Here is a 16,075-nt window from a genome sequence, read left to right as displayed (position 1 = left end):
TTTATCAGAATAGGTGCTTTTGCTACTGAGTATTACACGCCTCGGAGTTATCCTCGCTTTGTCGGAAAACTCCAGAAGCGTGAAGCAGGCTACTGGCCTTATATGACTGACAGGGCTACGCTTTTCGGAGATTTGAAGGTTTCGCGCTGCGGAGTTATCCGCGTGGGTGATATACGACAAAGTCAGTTGAATTAGCTGTTATCTAATAGGGAGTTGAGCGTGGATAAGCTCGCTAACACGGTATATGGTCAGGATTACGACGAATTTGAGTCTGCGGTTGGCGGCGAGTCTGACCCAACCATGCTTGTACTTAGAGGGCACCTCTATACCGAAAATACTCTCGAACGTTTGATCCTGGCCCTCTTTCCTAGGGGGGACAGATTGATTGAGTCTGGGAACCTAAGCTTCCACCATAAACTGGCGGTCGTTAACGCATTTGACGTGGTTCCAGATTCTGCAATTTCCTCGCTCCGGAATCTGAACAAGATACGAAATCAAGCTGCGCATAACCTCAATAAATCCATCACGGCGTCTGATGTGGCGAAGATTGGAAGCCCGTTCGGTAAACGATTTACGGAAATCAAAAAGGATGCAGAATTTGACGTAAACGAGACTTTACGTGGTGTCATCCATTATCTGTGCGGTTACCTTGACGCAGTAGCTCAAACGAAAGAGCATCCGAGCTTAACTGAACTTCCAGATTACAAGGAATAGATAACCATCGCAGGCACGGCGACGTCTTTTCCATTGCGGCTTCGCCTCCATTTCAAAGCCGCGCATGCTGCGGGCGTTATATTTGAGGGAGCTGATGAGCCGAGTCTATCTTGATAACAATGTTTGGGATTTCGCCTATCAAAACAATGTTGATTTGATGGCTTATTTTCCTCGGGATAAGTTCACTCTCGCAATCAGTAAGCACGGTCGATTTGAGATCAATCAGATGTCCGATAAGCCATACACGATCGGGCTCAAGAAATACATCTTCTCACTCCTCGGTAGCGATATAGAGGAAGTTCACACCTTTGGCTTCAAAGATCCACGTTATCCAGAAGATGAGCAACGATCCTCAGGTTTTGGTGTGGGTGGATTTAGTTCCGTTTTTGAGAACAAAGAACGGGAAAGGTTGAATGCCCTGTTTGGTGGGCAGGGAAAACGGAAAGATGGCTTGATTCTTAACAAACAAGAGGCTGATATCGAGCTTGGAGCACTGTCCGTGCACAATTACGTCCTGACACTCGACAAAAAACCAGGGCCACTTAAAAGTGCTAGTGAAAATGGTGGCAAAGTCATTTTCCTGAACGAGCTTTCGCCATCACTTGATCCAAGTGTTCTACAGAAGGCCGCAGATCAAATTGACGGGAAAATATAACCAGCCGCTGTTGGCGGACAATTTTTCCACCGCTTCGCGGTTCCAAAATTGCCGCAAAGCTTCGCGTTATGTTGCTTAGCGAACTATGAATCAAGCAGAGAAATGGGAAAAAATTGAGGTCGAGTTGAGGGCAGCTTACAGCTTGCTGCCTGAGAACGTCGTTGAATCCGAAAACGGTTACCGAGAGAGCGATTTTCTTTCTTACCTCGAAGCAAATGAGCTGCTTCTAGCAATGGAAGAACTTGACGGTGTCATAGAGGACAACCCAAACCCTGGCAGAGAGTTCTGGGAGCATCTGCTAAAAGCGGCAAACTTAATGGGGCATCTGCATGCTAATCGCTATAAGTCGATCTTGGCATCGACAACATAACCAGTGCAGGCACGGCGAAGCCCTTTCCATTGCGCCTTCGGCTCCATTCCAAGGGCGCGCGTGCTGCAGGCGTTATGTGGGGCGGGCAGATTGAAGTCAGAGCTAGTGGTTGCCAGGCTCAAGGTGTTCGGCGCAAAGAAAATCGGATGATTGAAGAGAATTGGGAATCCCGGCAGGCCGGCCATATCCGTTGCCAGCAATGAAACTCAGGTGTTTCCGTCAAGCTTGATTGATAAGTTTGTTGGTAGCTGACCAATCTCTGTTCAACGGCGCTAAACAAACGAATTGGATTCACAAAATGAAAATGGGTGCTTGGTGAATGCCGCCAAGATTGGTGCCCAGGGCACAATAATTATCTACGCTGGCTTTTGTGGCGTGCCAACCCCGGGTGAGATTGTCAGAACTTGGGAGTACCACATAACCAGCCGCGTCAGTCGGACCGGTTTTCCGTTGCACTCCAAACCGGCCGCTGCGCCTGAGCGTTATAAGTTGCAGGAGGTATAGAGATGTCTTTTAAGAGTGATACAAGCGGACTGGATAAGCTGAAAGACAATATGGAGAAGCTGTCCGGCCAGAGCGAAGTGAAGCTGATAGATCTTTTCGACTCAGAATTCATGTCCAAATGTTCTTCGTATTCAAGTTTTGAAGAGCTGGTTGATGATAGCGGTTTTAAGGTCGAATCAGCTGAAGATTTCGCCGCCATACCTGATGATGAATGGGATGCTTTCATCAGTAAAAGCACTTCATATTCATCTTGGGAAGAGATGCAGAAAGATGCTGCCGCAAACTATGCCAAGAAGAAGCTCTTCCAAGGCTTATAACAAGGCCATCAAGCATCGCCGCCCTGCGGGCGGCTGGACCTCAAAAACCTGGCGGTTTTTTCGGCCGCTTATGGCTGGCGTTACATCCTTTAAAGAGTCCGTCTGAAGATGAGCTTTTTTGAAGAAGAATTGGGAGCCACTCAACTAGAAACTGAACGAGCCGAGAGATACGAACGGCTTTATCACTACACTTCTGTTGAAGGCCTCAAAGGAATCCTCGATAACGAATCACTGTGGACTACACAGATTCAATACATGAACGATTCCAAGGAGTTTGGGCATGCAGTCGATATCGCTCTTGGATTGATCAAACGAAAGAAATTTTCAGCTTCTGCCCGACTAGCACAGTTCTATTCAGCCATGGAGAACACTTTGGGCTCAAGTAATGGAGCAAGAACGTTTATTTTCTCCATGACTGAGAACCCTGACCAGCTAAGCCAATGGCGTGGTTATTGTGGACTAGGCGGCTATTCCATAGGATTTAATAAATCGGCTCTCCAAGAACTGTGTGAAACTTCCAATTTCAGGCTCGAAAAGTGCGTATACGACGACACCGAGAAAGAAAGGCTGATTGGCGAAGTAATTGAAGCCGCTGTCAGCTATTTCGAATCTCAGGATGGCAGGGAGGACTTCGACGTCATTGAACGAGAAAGCAAGTTTTATAGCCGAATCCTAAAAATCGGATCAACAATGAAACACTCGTCTTTTGTCGAGGAGCAGGAATGGCGTCTAATTGGCGGTCCATTTTCTTGGAAAGACAAGAAATCCCAATGGCGAACAAGAGATGGGCTTTTGTTGCCCTACTATGAGCTGAAGCTAGTCAGGGATGAAGATGGGTATCTGCCAATTTCAGAGGTCTATCTTGGGCCTTGCAAAGAAAGGCATCTGGCAGCTGAATCGCTTCGCGTATATATGCAAGTAACCAAAAATCTATTTCGTAGACGGTATTCGAAAACGCCATACCGTGGATAGGTGTAACAATACGCGCCACACGGATGTCCTTCACGCCGCTTCGCTCTGTAAAGGCCACCGGTGCGCTTCGCGTTAGATTTTAAGGAAGCAATGGTGCGATCGAGTCTAATTGTAATATTTACTTTCTTATTGCTGGGCTGTGCGACGTCTGGGCAGTCGGATTTACTCGACTTTAATAGTCAGTTTGGTAAAAGTATACCAACTGATCCCCAGTACAAAATTGAAACTGTGGGAACAAATAGATATCAAGTTGTTGTATATCAGGGGTCTGCTTTGATTTCGGAAAGGACGACAAGAGCGAGTTACCTAACCCAAGCCGCACTTATTTCAATGGAATCGTTTTGCATCAAGCAAGGTTCAAGATTAGGCGAATATCAGATCCAAGACAGAGTAGATAGCTGGGGCTACATTAATGTTCTGGGCTTTTTCTCATGCAAATCAAAACCTAAAAGAAGCGCCCCCAATCCGGTACAGTCAATCTAACAAGTAGTTGCAGTTCGTTCCGGGCCTGACGGCCCTCCACCGGACCGGTTTTCCGGCGCGGTGCGCCTCCAAACCGGCCGCTGAACATTGGCGTTGAGGCTGTAGAAAAAGTCCCGGAATCGCTGTTCCGGGTTTGGTAGCATCGAGTGATCGCAGGCTGACAAGGACCCGTCTCCCATGCCCCGCTTCAAGCACTACAACTACGACCAGGACGCGATGGTCGTGATCAATTATCAGGAGCAGCTCCAGCCCGGCACCTTCGAACACGCGGTGCATTACCTGATCGAACACAAGCTGGACCTGTCCGTCTTCCACCCCAAGTACCGTAACGAAGACACCGGCCGCCTGGCCTACGATCCCGCCATCCTGCTGAAGATCATCCTGTTCGCCTATTCCAAGGGCATCACCTCCAGCCGCGAGATGCAGTGGTGCTGCGAGACCAACATCATCTTCAAGGCGCTCTCCTGCGATACGGTGCCGCACTTCACCACGCTGGCGAAGTTCGTCAGCGGCCATGCCGATGAGATCGAAGAGCTGTTCGAGCAGGTGCTGCTGGTGTGCCACGAGCAGGGCCTGCTGGGCAACGAGCTCTTTACCATCGACGGCTGCAAGATGTCCTCCAACGCGAGCAAGGAGTGGTCCGGTACCTTCAAGGAGCTGGGCGAGAAGCGGGAGAAGCTGCGACGGCTGATCCGCCACCACCTGCAGGAACACTACGCCCGGGACGAAGCCGAGACCGAAGCCGAACTGGATCGGGACATCCGCCGGGCAAAGACCATCCTCTCGCTGGATGAAGCCCTGACCAAGGTCGACCGCTTCCTAAAGACGAACCGCCCAAGGATGGGCCGGGGGAAGCAGAACAAGGAAGTGAAGAGCAACCTGACCGATAACGACAGCGCCAAGATGACCACAGCCAAGGGCACCCTCCAGGGCTACAACGGCGTGGCCACCGTGGATAAGAAACACCAGGTCATCATCGACGCCCAGGCCTTCGGCGAGGGTCAGGAGCATCACACGCTGCAGCCGGTTCTCGAACGGGTTGAAGCCCGCTACCGGGCACTGGGTATTGCCGAAAGCATCTACCAAAGCGGAACGGTCGTCACCGCCGACACCGGCTTCGCCAACGAAGCCAACATGCGCTACCTGCACGAACGCGGGATCAACGGCTACATCCCGGACAACAAGTTCCGCAGCCGGGACCCGAAGTTCCAGTACCAGAAAGACAAATATGGAAAGCGGCATCAGAATCGGCCCAACACGGGCTGGAAGAATACCCTTCCCGCCAGTGAGTTCCAGTTCGATCCGGTGAACCGGACCTGTGTCTGTCCGGTCGGTGAATCCCTGCGGTACCACGGCACCCAGGTTGATCAGAACGGCTTGAAGCGAGCCTACTTCCAGGGGCGATTGTTGCAGTGCCGCCATTGCCCGAAAAAGCACCGGTGCATGCAGAATCCGGAGGCGGCCAACGACCGGAAAGGCAAAGGCCGGCAGGTCTCGTTCACCATCGAGACCCAGCGCCAGCCCAACTACACCGACTGGATGAAGCGTCGGGTGGATAGCCCACAAGGCAAAACCATCTACAGCCACCGGATGTCGGTGGTGGAGCCGGTGTTCGGCAACATCGGCACGACCAAGCGATTGAACCGCTTCAGTCTGCGCGGTAAGCGGAAGGTACAGGGCCAGTGGCAGCTTTACTGCCTGGTGCATAATATCGAGAAGTTGGCCAATTACGGACACATAGCGGCCTGAAGAGGGGCTGGTCGGCCCCACGAGAGGGCGCCGCTGAACGCACTGTAGATGAATCAGTGGCAAGCGCTAAGGCTAAGTGTTTATCGCCGGTCAAAAGAACAACGGATCCGCCAACGGCGGGTGAACAGGAAAACAACGGAAAAGGCTGTGGGGAACGACTCGGAAATGGGTTTTTCTACAGCCTCGTTAGGTGATAGGAGATATGAATTGACCGTAGCCCTACCGCATCGAGACCATGATGCCGTAATGACTCTCTACGCCCACTATTTCCTGGCAAGTGAGCTAATGTTCAAGAACTATAAAAAGCTGATTGCAAAAAGGGATAAACAAGGTCGATTGAGCCGAAAAAGCCGCGTTGAACAATCAATATACTTCAGTTCCTGGCTTGGGTTCCTAGCGGTTACCGCCGAGGGATTTAAAAGGCTGAAAGTCCGAAAATTAATGAAGGATGATCGCCCATCAGACTTCGTCGAATTGATCCCAGAAGCTGACAAGTTGGGTAAATTCCTGAAAAAGCATGATGATGCCTTGAGAAGGTTCCGGAATAACGTCTTCCATCTGCGCGACAATACTGAGGAAATTGAGCGGTTCTTTCGCGAACAACCTAACCGGCTTGAGTGGGCTGAAGAACTACAAACCAAATTTAGTGAAATGTTCTCAAACTATCGAATCATTTGTCAGACTTATTATATCCTTGAAGGACGCAAAGAAGAGATTATTTAAAGAAAACTCGTTCCTGGTCCGTTTCTGCAATGGCCTAACAAGGCCATCAAGCATCGCCTGGACTTCCCCCAGTCGAGTGGACACGCATCGCTAACTCCCAAGCAGTAGAAAGCCGATGCCGGAAATGATCAAGGGGAAGCATCCGAAAACAGAGACGGATCTATATTCTATGACTGAAGAGTTGAGCACGGAAGACTGTAAAAAGTGTATTCGTTATCTTCTGGATAGATCTGAAGACGCCAATACTCGTGTTGCTGCAGCTGAGAGCCTTATGTATTGCGTTGGACAGGCTCCAAAAGATGCACTCTTCCAAATTCTCATGGATGACTCTGAACCTGATTATATGCGGGAAGAAGCTGCCGGCTCTCTTGGATCTCTGTGGGCCGAATCAGAGATCGAATATGAGCGCCTCATCCAAATTCATCCGCCGCTTTTGGACGAGGTCTTATGTGACTTTGACTTGTATAACTTGAAACTAGATAAATCTAAATTAGGTAAGTCACTTAACTTATTTATGGAACGGTATGTTGGTCGCAAGTTTATGGCATAACAAAAAAATCGTATGAGCACGGGGCCACAAGTCTTGTTTTTTTGCCTCAACTGATACTCTTTGTCTCTGGGTTCAGGCAAGAGGCAAAACCTGCCTCTTTGCTGTCCGCCACCCTAGCGCCCCAACCGGTTCTCTATTTCATCGATTACGTTCTGGCCGTAATCAGATACACCGAGAGAGCGAACCTTGGCTAACAGCTCTCTCGCTTCTTCGGCATCTCCAGGGTCAAGCCTCTGGGAAAGTCTGTTTGCAAGGTTGAGCGCTGCGGACACACTATCGGGGATCCGTTTAAGCACCTGACGATGCTGCTGAATGGCCTCATCCAGATGCCCCGTTACCCCCAGGGCTTCGGCGTACTGGCTTTGAGCGATCGGCAACATCTGAGGATAGTGTGCCTCAATGCCCGCAACGACCTTTCCGAGCTCAACAACCGACCTTTCATAATTTCGCTGCATGTGAATGCTGTTGCCGTAGCGATAGCCAATGAGCGGATCCTTACAGTTCAGATCTTCGACCAGATAACGCAATGCCTGCCATGCGTCATCGAATGCACGACGGGTGGACTTGTCCGCGGCTCCATTTGTTTGGAGCCTCACCACCCACTTCCAGTGAGAAGATAACGCCACCTCCACCGCCTGTTGGGCGTGAGGGCCTTCGCAAGGTGCTGGAGACTGCCGCCCGTACATGGAGATCTCTACCTCGCTTGGGGCTTCCCCATGATACGCATACTGGCCAGCGCGGTGCTGGTTACCGAGATAGATTTCCCGACTCTGATCCGCCCCTAGTGGACCGGCATTTAGCGCGGCGAACGCAAATACGACCGATATTCTTCGCATAGCAAGTTATCCAACCGATTTCCTTTTGAGCGGATTGAGGTCTGCGGAAAACCGGACCGCTTTTCCGCTCGCGCTTCAAAGCGTCCGGTTGCCTTCGCGTTAAGGGTAACGGAAGTCAAAATTAAAGGGGCCAAGGCGATTTTATATTGTTCAATGCAAATGGTTCAGCTTGATTTGCTATGAACCAAGCCGGCTGATTTGAAATCTATGCTCCCCCCTTTTGGTTCATTGCCTCCCGCTCCCCGTCCGGTTTCTAAACCTGTGCGTAGCCCCCATCAACGAACACCTCGCTACCCGTCATGAAGCTGCTGTCGTCGGATGCCAGGAACGCGACCGCGCCCGCGGTTTCCCTGGAATCGCCCAGACGCTCGAGCGGTACGGTCCGTTTCATCTCGCTCAAGGCTTCGGACGGGAGCAGTTCCATCAACTTGTCTGTTTTGGTCGGACCGGGAGACATGACGTTCACGCGAATGCCGGTGCCCCTGAGATCATGGGCCCAGCTGCGCACCAGATTGCGGACGGCCGCCTTGGAGGCGCTGTAGATGCTCATGGCCGGGGTACCCATGCTGCCGACCGTGGATCCGGTGAGGATGATGGAGCCGCCGTTCTTCATCAGCGGCAGCGCCTTCTGGACGCTGAAGATAGTGCCTTTGACGTTGATGTCGAAGATATAGTCATAGTGCTCTTCGGTGATCTGTCCCAGGCTCGCAAATGCGCCGACCCCCGCGTTGGCCACCAGGATGTCCAGGTGCCCTTTCTCGTTCTGCACTGTCTCGAATACGCGATCAAGATCGTCCGGCTTCGTCACATCCGCCTGAACGCCCTGAGCGTTGGATCCCAGTGCCTCAACCGCCTTGTCGAGGGCGTCCTGCCGCCGTCCGGCAATGAAGACGAAGGCGCCTTCTTCAATGAGGCGTTGGGCCGAGGCGAAGCCGATGCCGCTGGCTCCGCCTGTGATCAATGCGATTTTACCGTTTAGCCGACTCATGGTTGGGTCTCCGTGTGTGTTGACTCAATTCGCACTCACGATATATAAGCTACTTACAAATGTTCAAGTATGCACCTTTTGGTAAGTATCCGTTATGGCAAAAGAAAACTCGGAAAACCAACGTTTCATCTGCGGCCTTCATGCGACGCTGCACGTGATCTCCGGGAAGTGGAAGCCTTTGATTCTGTTCTTTTTAAACAAGGGGCCGACGCGTTACGGCGAGCTCAAGCGAAGCGTCCGGGGCGTGAGCGACAAAATGTTGATCCAGCAGTTGAAAGAACTGGAGTCCGACGGCATCGTCCGGCGAACCGACTATGGGGAGATACCGCTGCGGGTCGACTACTCGCTAACGCCTTTCGGGGCGAGCCTGGTGAGGGCCATGGAGCCGCTTTGCGGCTGGGGCGAAGAGCACGAAGAGGACATTGCTGCAGCGATGGACCGCCGTAAAACCGGCCGGTAAGAGGGGCTAAACAGGACACCCACCTCAAAACCCAACCCCTTGGTGCGTGTCCATCGTGGAGCTGGACGGGACAGCTGTAACGTCAGTGACAGTTGCTACGTTACACCTGTAAAAACGGCGATGTCCGAAACGGACTGCCCCGTCCCGGATCAAACAGATTGCCTCGCATTTTCATGGGTTTAATGACCGCCATCAATGTTGGTGCATATTTTGCCGGATATCGTTAACACAAACATAAGGAGCTTAACGATGAAGGCAGCACGTTTTTATGACCGTGGCGATATCCGTATCGAGGACATTCCGGAACCTGTCGTGGAGCCTGGCACCGTCGGCATTGAGGTGGCTTGGTGTGGGATCTGCGGGACGGACCTGCACGAATTCATGGAAGGGCCGATTTTTATTCCGCCCTGCGGCCATCCCCACCCGATCTCCGGGGAGTCCGCACCCGTAACCATGGGCCATGAGTTTTCCGGCGTAGTGTATGCCGTGGGCGAAGGGGTGAGCGACATCGAGGTCGGCCAGCATGTGGTGGTGGAGCCCTACATCGTGGCGGATGACGTGCCCACCGGGCCCGGCGATAAATATCATCTGTCCAGGAACATGAACTTCATCGGCCTGGGTGGCCGTGGCGGTGGTCTGTCCGAGAAAATCGCGGTTAGACGGCGCTGGGTGCATCCGATTTCCAAGGATATACCGCTGGATCAGGCGGCTCTGATCGAGCCCCTGTCCGTGGGACACCATGCTTTTACCCGCAGTGGCGCCAAGGCCGGCGACATGGCCCTGGTCGGCGGGGCCGGTCCTATCGGCTTGCTCCTTTCCGCCATTCTGAAAGCCAAGGGACTGAGCGTGATCATCACAGAGCTGAGCAGCGCGCGTAAGCAAAAGGCCGCCGAGTCCGGCGTCGCCGACTACATTCGGGACCCATCGCAGGTGGATGTGGTCGAGGAAGTCATGAAGATTACCGATGGCAACGGGGTGGATGTGGCGTTTGAATGCTCCAGTGTCAATTCAGTCCTGGACACCCTGGTCGCCGCAACCACCTCCGCCGGCGTCGTGGTGATTGTGTCAATATGGAGTCATCCCGCCACCATCAATGTGCACAGTGTGGTGATGAAGGAACTCGACGTGCGCGGGACCATCGCATACTGCAATGACCATCAGGAAACCATCAAACTGGTCGAGGAAGGCAAGATCAACCTGGAGCCGTTCATCACCCAGCGCATCCAGTTGGATGATCTGGTTTCGAAAGGCTTCGATACTCTCATTCACAACAATGAATCGGCCGTGAAAATCATCGTTCAGCCTCGAATAGGCTGAGCGCGCCAGAAAACAGACATCCTGAAAACCGGGGCGGACTGACTTCAGTGGCTGCCAAACCACGAAAAACGGCTCTGCACTCCTTGAACGGGTTGGCCGCAATGTTGTCGTGTGCGCCCTCGGTTTTCCTCCAAACGGCGATCCCCCCCTACCTTCGTCATCGATGGCTACTTGAGCGTTGCCATCCAGGATCACTGACCAGAAACCGCGCGGCACATTGGTGGTCTGACTGAGCTGCAGAGCGCATAACCAGGCGCCTGTGGTCCTCTCGCTGCACCATGTCCTCGCCACCTCAGTTGCCCCCACCCGGGTTAGCCATAGCCTCTGGACGCCAATCGGCTGCTGGGACATAATGCGCCCCATTCGCAAATAAGAATGATGCGTAAATCCATTCCGTTATCGTTACTGGAACCCGACTTGACCCATCAACGCCCCTCATCACGCTCAGGATATGCCGCAAAGCTTGCGCACTTCGCTATCGCCATACTCGCACTGGCCAGCACGCCCCATGCCTGGGCCGATCCGATCACGGTGACTGACATCGCCGGCCGCAACGTCACGGTAAACGCGCCTGTCGAGCGCATCATCCTCGGCGAAGGCCGCCAGATCTACCTGCTCGGCGCGCTTGAGCCGGAGGCGCCATTTGCCCATGTCGTCGGCTGGCGCCACGATTTCTCCGAGGCCGATCCCGACAACTACGCCGCCTACGCCGCCAAGTTCCCGGAGATGACCCGCATTCCCACGTTCGGTGGCTTCAAGGACGGCACCTTCGACGTCGAGCAAGCCGCCAGTCTCAAACCCGACGTGGTGTTGATGAACCTGGAGGCCAAGGCAGCAACCGAGGATGCGGCCTATGACACCAAGCTGGCCGAACTGGGCATTCCGATTGTGTACGTCGATTTCCGCGAGAAGCCGCTGGAACATACCATCCCGTCGATGCGATTGATGGGGCGCCTACTGGGGGACAAAAAGCGTGCGGAGGCCTTCATCGACTTCGCAGAAGCACAGATGGCCCGGGTCACCGACAAGATCGCAGCCGCCAAGCCCGATAGGCCCAGGGTTTTCATTGACCGCGCGGGTGGCTATTCCGACGACTGCTGCATGAGCTTCGGGCCCGGTAACTTCGGTGAATATGTCGAGCTCGCCGGCGGCGACAACATCGCAGACGGCATCATTCCCCAAACGTTCGGCACGCTTAACCCAGAGCAGATCATCGCCGCCAATCCCGACCAGGTGGTCGTCACCGGCGGCAACTGGGGTGCCTATGTGCCTGGCGGCAATTGGGTTGGCGTCGGCCCTGGCGCGGACATGGATGAGGCCCGCACGAAACTCGAAAACCTGACCCGACGCACCGCCATGACCGGCATTGCCGCCGTCGAGAACGGCGAAGTCCACGCCATCTGGCATCAGTTCTACAACAGCCCTTACTACTTCGTTGCCGTACAGCGCCTGGCCAAGTGGTTTCATCCGGACCTGTTCCAGGATCTCGATCCGGAAGCCACCCTGAGGGAGTTGCACGAACGCTTCCTGCCGGTGGACTACATGCCCGGTTACTGGGTCTCTCTCCATGACGATTGAAACCCGGCTCGACGAGCGCGAGTCACGCACCTCAACCTTTATGCCGTCCGCCGGCGATGAGGGCAATCTCTATCGCGCGCTGGTCATCCGACGCCAGGTGATCCTCGCAGCCCTCAGCCTGGCCCTGTTCGTAAGCCTTTGCGTCGACCTGGCACTAGGGCCTGCCCGTTTCGGCCTGGACCAGGTCGTCACAGCCATCTTCACGCCCGGCGCGGTCGACAACTCATTGCGGGTGATCTTGTGGGAGATCCGCATGCCGGTGGCGCTGATGGCGCTGGTGGTGGGCGCCAGCCTTTCGATCGCCGGCGCCCAGATGCAGACGATCCTGTCCAATCCGTTGGCCAGCCCCTTTACCCTGGGCATCTCAGCGGGGGCGAGCTTTGGCGCCGCCCTGGCGCTTGCCTTCGGAGTAACCCTGATTCCGACGCTGGTCGACTACGCAATCCCCGCCAACGCCTTCTTCATGGCGATGCTCACGGCCTTCGCGATCCACCTGTTGAGCATGCGCCGCGGCGTGACGATCGAGACCATCGTGTTGCTGGGCATCGCCATGGTTTTTATCTTCAACTCGCTGATGGCGCTGATACAGTTCTTCGCCAGCCAGCAAGCCGTTTCCGCGGTGGTGTTCTGGACCATGGGCAGCCTGACCAAGGCGACCTGGCCCAAACTCGGCATTGCCTTCGCCGTGCTCGCCGTGGTGGTGCCGCTGCTGGCCCGGCATGGATGGGCACTGACCGCCATGCGCCTGGGCGACGCGAAGGCCGAGAGCCTGGGGGTCAAACCACGGAGACTGCGACTGGAGGTGCTGGTCATGGTCTCGCTTCTGGCCGCCATCGCCGTCTCATTCGTCGGCACCATTGGCTTCGTTGGCCTGGTCGGCCCCCATATAGCGCGTCTCCTGTTGGGTGAAGACCAGCGCTTCTTCCTGCCCGGCTCGGCGCTGTGCGGGGCACTCATGCTCTCGGTCGGCTCTGTGCTGTCGAAGATGATCCTGCCCGGCACCATCATTCCGATCGGCATCATCACCTCACTGGTGGGGATTCCGTTTTTCCTGTTTTTAATCCTGAGCCACAAGAAGAACGCATGGTAACGCTGACGCTCGACCGCCTCTCTGCACGCTACGGCCGCCGACAGATTCTCTCGGACATTTCCTCCCCGCCGCTCCAGGGTGGCCAGGTGGTCGCCCTGCTGGGCCCCAATGCCGCGGGTAAATCCACGCTGTTCCGGCGAATCCTGGGGCTGCTCGAGGGCGACGGCGAGGCGCGTATTGAAGGCGCAGGCAGCCAACGACCGGTCGCCTACATGCCCCAGGAGACCGGCGCCACGGCAGCGCTCACGGTCTATGAGTCGGTCCTGTTGGCGCGCATGCAGGGGCGCCGTCTCAAGGTGGCTGACGCGGACCTCCAGGAGGTCGATAAGGCGCTGGCGGAGCTTGGCATCGACACGCTGGCCGGCCGTGACATCGGCAATCTGAGCGGCGGACAACGTCAGCTGGTGAGCGCAGCCCAGGCGCTGGTGCAGTCCCCCGACATCCTGTTGCTCGACGAACCCACCTCAGCACTCGACCTGCACCGTCAGATCAGCTTCCTCGGCATCCTGCGTCAACTGGCGCAGGAGCGGAACATGCTCATCATCGCGGCACTGCATGACCTGGGCCACGCCCTGCGTTTCGCCGATCAGGCGCTGGTCATCGAGAGCGGCCGGCTGGTCGACTGTGGCCCGTGCGGACAGGTGATCAATCCGCACATGTTGCGTGAGACCTTCCAGGTAGAAGCGCGTATCGAGTCGTGTTCCCGGGGCCGCCCACAGCTCATCGTTGAAGCCGCCATCTGAGCCGCCGCCCCTCCATCGCTGCCATCATGGCACCGCCCAGCACCAATGGCAGGGCCAGCACGAAGCCCTCGGAAAGCGGCTGCCCGAACAGCCACAGGTCGGCCAGCACAGGCCAGATCAGCGCCAGGTATTCAAAGGGAGCCAACCGCGATACCTCGGTCATGCCCAATGCCACCGTCATGCAGATATGTGCCGCACCACCGAACAGCCCAGCCAGAACCAGCAGCGCAAGCATTGGCCCATCCACGGACACCCAGCCCAGACCAAGGGTTGCCAGGCCTGCAAGGGTCGTTACAAACACAAAGTAGAATGCAATGGTGGCGGGGCTTTCAGTACGCGAGATCCGACGCACAGTGAGCAGCGCGCCCGCGGACAGCAACGCACTGAGGATGCCGAGCCCGTAGCCGAACAGGCGATCCGCAGCGGGGCCACCACGCAGCTCCGGCAAAACAAGCACGGCCACCCCGCACAGCACGAGTGCCAATGCGGCGACCCGGTGTGGAGTCAGGCGCTCGCCCAGTAGCAGCACACCGCCCATGGCAAGGGCCACTGGCGAGAGTTGCGCCAGCAACGTCGCCTCGGCCACCGGCAATCGCGCCACCGCGGCGAAAGAGGCGAACATGGCCGCCGCGCCCAGACCGGAGCGCAGCAGGTGGCCATAGGGGCGCCGCGTAGCCAGGGCTCGAGGGAACTCGCGCCGCCACATCATGAACGCCACGATCGGAAGCAACGCAAAGGCCGAGCGGAAGAACACCGTTTGCCCAAGCGGGACATCGTTACTGACGGCTTTGACGCAGACCAGCATAGCGGCAAAGAACAGTCCTGACAGGACTCGGAGCAGGATGCCAGCGAGTGGCCGGTCCGCGACATCATTCATGGGGCGTATTCACTCCTGCGTACAGAGGGGCAATGGATCAAGACGGTACGCAGAGTATGTGAGCAGGCCGTAAATGGCCAGTCGCAGATGCCTATCCAGGAGATAAACCGGGACAGACTTATCTTGGTGGCTGGCAGTCCGCAAATAGTTTTGTGCAGGGTTCCGGGCGAGAAAGACTCTTAGTTAGTCATAACTCTCGGTACGCACCTCAAACCCCAGCTCCCGACAACGCGGCGTCAACGCATCGATCATCCCGGAGTGCCCACACAGGTACACCAGCGTGTCCTCCGGCTTCAAACCAGCCTCCCGAATGTAATCCTCCGCTAGCGAATCTACCCTACCCGTGCAGCCCGACCACCCCGCATTCCGCGCCTCATCCGGCCGACTAACAGTGGCCAGGTAGCACACGCGATCCGGATGGGCCGAGGCCAGTTGGGTCAGCTCGTCGGCGTAGCCAAATTCGTCCTGATAGCTGGCGCCTTGCAGGACGTGGAAGCGGTGTCCGGGATCGGTCTGCTGGAACGCATTCCGCAGGATACTGATGAAGGGGTTGATGCCCGTGACGGTCGAAATCATGAGGTGATTGGCGAACCGGCTGTCGAAGCGCAATCCGCCCTTGGGTTGGCCCAGGTCGACGGGTTGGCCGATCGTCAGGTTCCGCATCTGTTCGGACATTCGCCCGCCCGGGACCAGCTCCACGAAGAATTCCAGTTGGGGTTCGTGGGGCGCGGAGACGATCGAGAAGCTGCGCCGCACGTCGCCTACGCCCACCTTGACCGACTGACCGGGCTCGAAGCGGAAGTCCGTCGGGCGCGGGACGGTGAAGCGCACCAGATCGTCGGTCACGGTCACGAAGTCGCTGACGGCGTGATGGGCCGGGCTTCCCACTGATGGGGTTTCGGTCGTCCCGGAAGCGGCTTCGCCTTGGTCGGCGGAGATCTCCGGCACCACGCCGTCCATTTGGCGCCCGGCCCATTCCAGCAGCCGGGACGATTGCGCCCAGCGGCGTTGGTGGATGCGGGACAGCATCGACTGCAATCCCGCATCCCCGCTGTTCCGGCGGAACGCGTCCAGGCTGTCCAGATCAGCCAGCGTGGCCTGGGCGAGCTGCCGGGCCCGGCGGATGTCGGACGGGCTGGCCATGGCGGC

General features: G+C 55.9%; 17 protein-coding genes. 13 read left to right on the top strand and 4 right to left on the bottom strand.

Annotated features, from left to right (window positions below; genetic code table 11):
• Positions 1–219: 219 nt before the first annotated feature.
• The 8 genes from JL474_RS06770 to JL474_RS06735 all read left to right on the top strand — a co-directional run bounded on the left by JL474_RS06770 (position 220) and on the right by JL474_RS06735 (position 7,037).
• Entirely contained in the window at positions 220–714 is a 495-nt protein-coding gene (locus JL474_RS06770) for a hypothetical protein (protein ID WP_203141454.1), read from the top strand.
• 94 nt (positions 715–808) lie between these two features.
• Positions 809–1,369: a hypothetical protein gene (locus JL474_RS06765; RefSeq protein ID WP_203141453.1), complete on the top strand. Its 561-nt coding sequence runs from the start codon at positions 809–811 to the stop codon at positions 1,367–1,369.
• Between the two features lie 85 nt (positions 1,370–1,454).
• Positions 1,455–1,739, top strand: coding sequence for a hypothetical protein (locus JL474_RS06760; RefSeq protein ID WP_203141452.1), 285 nt, complete (start codon positions 1,455–1,457; stop codon positions 1,737–1,739).
• Positions 1,740–2,245: 506 nt separating this feature from the next.
• A complete protein-coding gene (locus tag JL474_RS06755; protein ID WP_203141451.1) occupies positions 2,246–2,560 on the top strand; it encodes a hypothetical protein in 315 nt (104 codons plus the stop codon).
• A 108-nt stretch (positions 2,561–2,668) separates the two neighbouring features.
• On the top strand, positions 2,669–3,532 hold the full coding sequence (locus JL474_RS06750) for a DUF2971 domain-containing protein (RefSeq protein WP_203141450.1): 864 nt from the start codon (positions 2,669–2,671) through the stop codon (positions 3,530–3,532).
• A gap of 660 nt (positions 3,533–4,192) precedes the next feature.
• A complete protein-coding gene (locus JL474_RS06745) occupies positions 4,193–5,764 on the top strand; it encodes an IS1182 family transposase (RefSeq protein WP_203141449.1) in 1,572 nt (523 codons plus the stop codon).
• Positions 5,765–5,812: 48 nt separating this feature from the next.
• Positions 5,813–6,487, top strand: coding sequence for a hypothetical protein (locus JL474_RS06740; RefSeq protein WP_203141448.1), 675 nt, complete (start codon positions 5,813–5,815; stop codon positions 6,485–6,487).
• A 169-nt stretch (positions 6,488–6,656) separates the two neighbouring features.
• Positions 6,657–7,037 (top strand): HEAT repeat domain-containing protein, encoded by a 381-nt coding sequence (locus JL474_RS06735; protein WP_203141447.1) that lies wholly within the window; start codon positions 6,657–6,659, stop codon positions 7,035–7,037.
• Between the two features lie 113 nt (positions 7,038–7,150).
• Here the strand turns inward: JL474_RS06735 and JL474_RS06730 are convergent, their stop codons facing one another.
• Positions 7,151–7,723 (bottom strand): hypothetical protein, encoded by a 573-nt coding sequence (locus JL474_RS06730; protein ID WP_203141446.1) that lies wholly within the window; start codon positions 7,721–7,723, stop codon positions 7,151–7,153.
• Between the two features lie 403 nt (positions 7,724–8,126).
• Positions 8,127–8,861, bottom strand: a complete 735-nt coding sequence (locus JL474_RS06725) for an SDR family NAD(P)-dependent oxidoreductase (RefSeq protein ID WP_203141445.1) — start codon at positions 8,859–8,861, stop codon at positions 8,127–8,129.
• 94 nt (positions 8,862–8,955) lie between these two features.
• On the opposite strand from JL474_RS06725, the gene JL474_RS06720 reads away from it, so the two are divergent.
• From JL474_RS06720 to JL474_RS06700, 5 genes are all read left to right on the top strand, one after another.
• Positions 8,956–9,321 carry a winged helix-turn-helix transcriptional regulator gene (locus JL474_RS06720; protein WP_203141444.1) on the top strand — a complete coding sequence of 122 codons (366 nt, stop codon included), beginning with the start codon at positions 8,956–8,958 and terminating at the stop codon, positions 9,319–9,321.
• A 249-nt stretch (positions 9,322–9,570) separates the two neighbouring features.
• Positions 9,571–10,638 carry a 2,3-butanediol dehydrogenase gene (locus JL474_RS06715; protein ID WP_203141443.1) on the top strand — a complete coding sequence of 356 codons (1,068 nt, stop codon included), beginning with the start codon at positions 9,571–9,573 and terminating at the stop codon, positions 10,636–10,638.
• A gap of 417 nt (positions 10,639–11,055) precedes the next feature.
• The gene (locus tag JL474_RS06710) at positions 11,056–12,216 is read left to right on the top strand and encodes an ABC transporter substrate-binding protein (protein ID WP_203141442.1); all 1,161 of its coding nucleotides are present in this window, start codon (positions 11,056–11,058) and stop codon (positions 12,214–12,216) included.
• A 40-nt stretch (positions 12,217–12,256) separates the two neighbouring features.
• A complete protein-coding gene (locus JL474_RS06705) occupies positions 12,257–13,306 on the top strand; it encodes a FecCD family ABC transporter permease (RefSeq protein ID WP_203141885.1) in 1,050 nt (349 codons plus the stop codon).
• Complete coding sequence (locus tag JL474_RS06700; protein WP_203141441.1) at positions 13,300–14,049, top strand: ABC transporter ATP-binding protein; 750 nt, start codon at positions 13,300–13,302, stop codon at positions 14,047–14,049. Before JL474_RS06705 ends, JL474_RS06700 begins: the two co-directional genes overlap by 7 nt.
• Here the strand turns inward: JL474_RS06700 and JL474_RS06695 are convergent.
• Both JL474_RS06695 and JL474_RS06690 read right to left on the bottom strand, forming a co-directional pair.
• Positions 14,027–14,926 (bottom strand): DMT family transporter, encoded by a 900-nt coding sequence (locus JL474_RS06695; protein WP_203141440.1) that lies wholly within the window; start codon positions 14,924–14,926, stop codon positions 14,027–14,029. The two genes, JL474_RS06700 and JL474_RS06695, sit on opposite strands and share 23 nt — an antisense overlap.
• Before the next feature lie 183 nt (positions 14,927–15,109).
• Positions 15,110–16,069: an FAD-binding oxidoreductase gene (locus tag JL474_RS06690; protein WP_203141439.1), complete on the bottom strand. Its 960-nt coding sequence runs from the start codon at positions 16,067–16,069 to the stop codon at positions 15,110–15,112.
• Positions 16,070–16,075: the final 6 nt, after the last annotated feature.

Origin of the sequence: Marinobacter mangrovi, from assembly GCF_016798325.1 — a bacterium.
Classification (GTDB): domain Bacteria; phylum Pseudomonadota; class Gammaproteobacteria; order Pseudomonadales; family Oleiphilaceae; genus Marinobacter_A; species Marinobacter_A mangrovi.
The sequence above is the reverse complement of the archived record's forward strand: the minus strand, read 5'-3'. Positions and strand labels throughout refer to the sequence as shown.

Bases quoted from the DNA above. Each gene is read 5' to 3' on its own strand.
- JL474_RS06690 (WP_203141439.1), bottom strand. From the start codon at position 16,069: ATGGCCAGCCCGTCCGACATCCGCCGGGCCCGGCAGCTCGCCCAGGCC.
- JL474_RS06745 (WP_203141449.1), top strand. From the start codon at position 4,193: ATGCCCCGCTTCAAGCACTACAACTACGACCAGGACGCGATGGTCGTG.
- JL474_RS06700 (WP_203141441.1), top strand. From the start codon at position 13,300: ATGGTAACGCTGACGCTCGACCGCCTCTCTGCACGCTACGGCCGCCGA.
- JL474_RS06765 (WP_203141453.1), top strand. From the start codon at position 809: ATGAGCCGAGTCTATCTTGATAACAATGTTTGGGATTTCGCCTATCAA.
- JL474_RS06740 (WP_203141448.1), top strand. From the start codon at position 5,813: ATGAATCAGTGGCAAGCGCTAAGGCTAAGTGTTTATCGCCGGTCAAAA.
- JL474_RS06750 (WP_203141450.1), top strand. From the start codon at position 2,669: ATGAGCTTTTTTGAAGAAGAATTGGGAGCCACTCAACTAGAAACTGAA.
- JL474_RS06730 (WP_203141446.1), bottom strand. From the start codon at position 7,723: ATGTACGGGCGGCAGTCTCCAGCACCTTGCGAAGGCCCTCACGCCCAA.
- JL474_RS06695 (WP_203141440.1), bottom strand. From the start codon at position 14,926: ATGAATGATGTCGCGGACCGGCCACTCGCTGGCATCCTGCTCCGAGTC.
- JL474_RS06705 (WP_203141885.1), top strand. From the start codon at position 12,257: ATGCCGTCCGCCGGCGATGAGGGCAATCTCTATCGCGCGCTGGTCATC.
- JL474_RS06720 (WP_203141444.1), top strand. From the start codon at position 8,956: ATGGCAAAAGAAAACTCGGAAAACCAACGTTTCATCTGCGGCCTTCAT.
- JL474_RS06760 (WP_203141452.1), top strand. From the start codon at position 1,455: ATGAATCAAGCAGAGAAATGGGAAAAAATTGAGGTCGAGTTGAGGGCA.
- JL474_RS06755 (WP_203141451.1), top strand. From the start codon at position 2,246: ATGTCTTTTAAGAGTGATACAAGCGGACTGGATAAGCTGAAAGACAAT.
- JL474_RS06735 (WP_203141447.1), top strand. From the start codon at position 6,657: ATGACTGAAGAGTTGAGCACGGAAGACTGTAAAAAGTGTATTCGTTAT.
- JL474_RS06725 (WP_203141445.1), bottom strand. From the start codon at position 8,861: ATGAGTCGGCTAAACGGTAAAATCGCATTGATCACAGGCGGAGCCAGC.
- JL474_RS06715 (WP_203141443.1), top strand. From the start codon at position 9,571: ATGAAGGCAGCACGTTTTTATGACCGTGGCGATATCCGTATCGAGGAC.